The sequence below is a fragment of the Rhizobium sp. 05L419 genome, from assembly GCF_056397845.1.
In genome coordinates, this window is the sequence record NZ_JBFTOF010000065.1 from 1 (window position 1) to 3630 (window position 3630).

The 3630-nt window shown below is 56.6% G+C and carries 3 protein-coding genes and 3 pseudogenes; 2 read left to right on the top strand and 4 right to left on the bottom strand.

What is annotated here, in order from left to right; all coding sequences use genetic code 11:
* Window positions 1–442: 442 nt before the first annotated feature.
* Together AC1DMK_RS30865 and AC1DMK_RS30870 are read right to left on the bottom strand one after the other, a co-directional pair.
* A pseudogene (locus AC1DMK_RS30865) lies at window positions 443–713 on the bottom strand (IS6 family transposase); the annotation flags it as partial.
* A gap of 145 nt (window positions 714–858) precedes the next feature.
* Window positions 859–1509 (bottom strand): pyridoxamine 5'-phosphate oxidase family protein, encoded by a 651-nt coding sequence (locus tag AC1DMK_RS30870; RefSeq protein WP_037063044.1) that lies wholly within the window; start codon window positions 1507–1509, stop codon window positions 859–861.
* 328 nt (window positions 1510–1837) lie between these two features.
* Here AC1DMK_RS30870 and AC1DMK_RS30875 point away from each other — a divergent pair.
* Together AC1DMK_RS30875 and AC1DMK_RS30880 are read left to right on the top strand one after the other, a co-directional pair.
* Window positions 1838–1927 (top strand): annotated as a pseudogene (locus tag AC1DMK_RS30875) (IS6 family transposase); the annotation flags it as partial.
* A gap of 210 nt (window positions 1928–2137) precedes the next feature.
* Entirely contained in the window at window positions 2138–2236 is a 99-nt protein-coding gene (locus AC1DMK_RS30880; RefSeq protein ID WP_477864021.1) for a hypothetical protein, read from the top strand.
* Window positions 2237–2327: 91 nt separating this feature from the next.
* Here the strand turns inward: AC1DMK_RS30880 and AC1DMK_RS30885 are convergent.
* Together AC1DMK_RS30885 and AC1DMK_RS30890 are read right to left on the bottom strand one after the other, a co-directional pair.
* A pseudogene (locus AC1DMK_RS30885) lies at window positions 2328–2708 on the bottom strand (phospholipase D-like domain-containing protein); the annotation flags it as partial.
* Window positions 2590–2970: a phosphotransferase-like protein gene (locus tag AC1DMK_RS30890; protein ID WP_477864020.1), complete on the bottom strand. Its 381-nt coding sequence runs from the start codon at window positions 2968–2970 to the stop codon at window positions 2590–2592. The gene AC1DMK_RS30890 and the pseudogene AC1DMK_RS30885, both read right to left, overlap by 119 nt.
* Between the last annotated feature and the right edge of the window lie 660 nt (window positions 2971–3630).

The window sequence follows — 3630 nt, forward strand, 5'->3', positions numbered from 1 at the left end:
TTGCGCCCCACTGTCGCCCAACGGTATCTGATGGTCGCCCAACGGTATCTGATGCCATCCTCGTCGATCATGCCATCGACATACGTCTATCTGATCCGCACGGGAATCCCCCGCCCATGAGTCAATCAGACGCACCCTCGACAAATGACGATTCAGTTATTGTTCGGAGCGACCTAAGCGGGGAACCGGTTGCGATAAACAGAACTCATCCCGGCCCAAGATGTCGTCCTTCGGGCGTCCCAAGGTGGAGTTCCCGAGGCTGATGCTGTAAAGGCACCGCAAACTTAATGCCGCGAAGACAATATTTTGGAGTGCGGCTTTGCTTCATGCGGCGTGAAGGCGTGCGAGTTGGCGCCAGGCATCCAGGGCTGCGGCTCGCAGTTGGCGATGGTGTGTGGATGGAATGTCGTGGCGGGGAATGTAAAAGAGGTCGGCGATCGGGTCGCTTGCCGGCGATCGTGATGACAACCTCATCGAGGTGCCATTTGCTGCCGAGCCTGCCGGCTGATCGCTTCCGGATATTATTGGCGAAATGCCTGCCAAACTTCTCCACCCTTGCGGTCTGGTGCGACGATGACGCCACGGGCTGCCAGCATATCCTCGACCATTCGCAGCCTGAGCGGAAACCGGAAATAGAGCCAAACGGCATAGGCAATCACGTCCGCTGGAAATCGGTGGCGACGATAAAGAGGATCACGGGCGAATCCGGTCATACCGCCAGATCCCACATTTTGATCGCTGGCCGGTTAACGCTACGGTCCCGTCTCAAGCACAAGCCGCGCGCGTTCATAGCGTCGCGCCAAAGATCGTGTCGCCTTTCCATATCGGCGTCACAAATACCCAATTCCTCTCCAGTAGTTAGTAAAGTGTCCTCTTGTATTCATGTTCCAAATCTTCATCTATTCTGCGCATCTCATCCCCATCGCTTGGTGCCCCGGTCGTTTCGTCCAGAATGATCTTCACAAGGGACGGCATCGTGGTGCGATCCTGGAAGTGATCCGAGCTCCACAAGTGAGAGCGCCGAAATGCCTTGGCGCAGTGCATGAAGACCTCACTCACCCGGACCACAATGGCGAGTTTGGGGGCGCGATCATTGACGCTCATGCTCTCCAGAAGTTCAGGGTCGTTCACCAGAGTGGCGCAACCATTCACGCGCAATGTGTCGTCAAACCCCGGAATGATGAACAATAGTCCAACGGTCGGATTTGCGAGAATATTGACCAGCGTATCGAGACGATTATTGCCGGGTCGGTCCGGTATCGCCAGCGTGCGTTCATCAAGAATTTGGACAAAGCCGACAGGGTCACCGCGGGGGCTGACATCAGCTTTTCCATTCAGATCCTGTGTGCCGATGCACAGGAATGGAGAACGCCTTATAAAGTCCTGGGCATGCTTGCCGAGGCTGTCCTGACACTTTTGTATGGCCAGAGCATGTGTCGCATCAAACAGACTTCGAAGAGATTGTTCGTCTGTTATGGCGAATTCCGGGTCAAGCCTGAACCCCTTCATCGTATTGCCTTTCGAATTTCGCTTGCTGGCTTGATTAGCCTCGCCTGAGTGGTCCGGTTTGACTGTCACCGCGCTGTCAGTTGCCACTCCACCGGGACGAGGGCGCTTGGCGTTGGTCCGCGAAGGGACTCCTTTGACGTACGTACCTCATCGTTGATATAGCGAATCTTGATTGCAATCAAGCCGGATCGATCGCCTTCGGCCAGGATTTCGTCCACAATTTGATTCAGGCCAGGGCCAGACGAATGAAGGACGAAGGAATTGAGAGCTCATCGCTTGGAAGCAGTCTCGCCTCTCCCGGCTAGGTGCTGCGCATTAATCGAACGTGAGGATCATGAAACGCTTCAAGTCAGCAAGGCATCTTCAACGCTTCGTTTCCATCCACGACCCGATCGCCAACCTCTTTTTGCATTCCCCGCCACGACATTCCATCCACACACCATCGCGAACCGATGGCTTCGCAGAGGCTGAATGACCCAAAGGCCCGAAGACCCGCAACTGGTTCAGCGTGAAGGGCGAACTCATCTTTTGCCTGGGCGGGCCTGTGGTGCGTCAGCGACGAATGGGGCCGGTCTACTCAGGCGCAATGACCGACGCCAACGCGGCGGTCGCGCCAGTGCACAACCGCATGCCTGTTCTGCTTCGTCGCGACGAATATGACCAATGGTTGACAGGAAACTCTGAGGACGCCTCGTGTTCCAAAAGCGCGTCTTCCCCGCCGACCTGATCGAGATGGAAAGGACGAGCGAGCCCTGGGGTCAAGAAAAAGCGGGCCGAGGTGAAGAACGTTACGCTGCCATAAGGCAGCTGCACCGGCATCAGTCGGCGCGAGCAAAGAGCTGGCGGTCGCGAGCACGTATAGGATCGGTCCAGTCACGCTCAAACCACGCCGCTTCGCCCGCCTGCGGCGGCAATTGCAGCTCAAGCGGATGCCCGGTATTTTCCCCATCTTCGGAGGCGACGCGGAATCGGTAGTGGTCGTACATCCGGAGCGCTTCGATCATGTAGCTGGTCGCCACCGTGCGATCGCGCACGAGCACCAGATTTTCGCCGTTCTCGAGGTCAGCTGGTTTTGAGAAATTATAGGAGCCGAGGTAGACCCGGGCCGTCGGCTTGTCGAAGTCGAGGACGACGAATTTGTGGTGCATCCTCGTCCCACGCTGATTTCCATGGACGCCGGAAAGCCCGGATGGTTCCGACGATGTGCTCGACAATCAGATCGTTTCCGGCGTCTGCGAAGGCGGCGATGGCCCGGTGGAAGCCGTCGAAGAACCGGTCGCGTTCGGATGGCGTGCCAGTGTCTCGAACTTGGAGCTTCTCGGTGCGAAAACCACCGTCGGCAAGCTGATCGGAACTGAAGTAGCAGAATGGCTCGGGCAACTCCTCTCGGAGCGCCTTTGCCAACGTGGACTTTCCGGCGCTTGAGGTGCCGTTGAGGATGATGATGCGGCCGACAGGCATAGGAAACCTTCTGGGATCGGGGAGTAGGCTTTTGGACGCGCTGAAAGATGCAGGTATCGGCGACCCCAAATTGGGATCGCCGTTGCCAGTCAGTCCGGGTTGTTTAGTCCGATGTCATTCTTCAGCCAGTCTGGCAGGGTTTCTGCTTTGATAGGATGAGATGAACGAGGCCGTCTGAAAGGAAACACGGTCAAAGCCGTGAGTGCCTTGAGTAGCCCTGCCCAAGTAGATGTCGAGCCTTTGACGCCCGGTATTGAAGATAGTGCCATGGTGGATCGCGCTTTCGAGTAAGCGTTCGACTAGACGGGCAAGGCGGCGATGCCGTCAAAGACCCGGTCGGTTAAATCGCCAATCCGATGGAACTGTTCTTAGAGGTTCTGGCTAAGCTTGGGGTGCCGCGAGAGCTATAATCTCAGGCCACGGTGGCGTGTGAGGAGAAAAATACTGCCATGTCACGCCTCCATTGTTCGGGGAACAGTGGTCTCTCAATACTGAATTGCGGTCGGGATGGCAAGGCGGGAAACTTCATCTACCAGGGCAATCGGGTGAGTTAACGGGTGACAATTGGCTTGCGAGCTGAATCTGTCGAGATCGTCTGATTCTTTAAAGGGCGATCTGGATGAACGATTTAGCGTGCGCTGCCGGCGCTTTGGCCGAGAC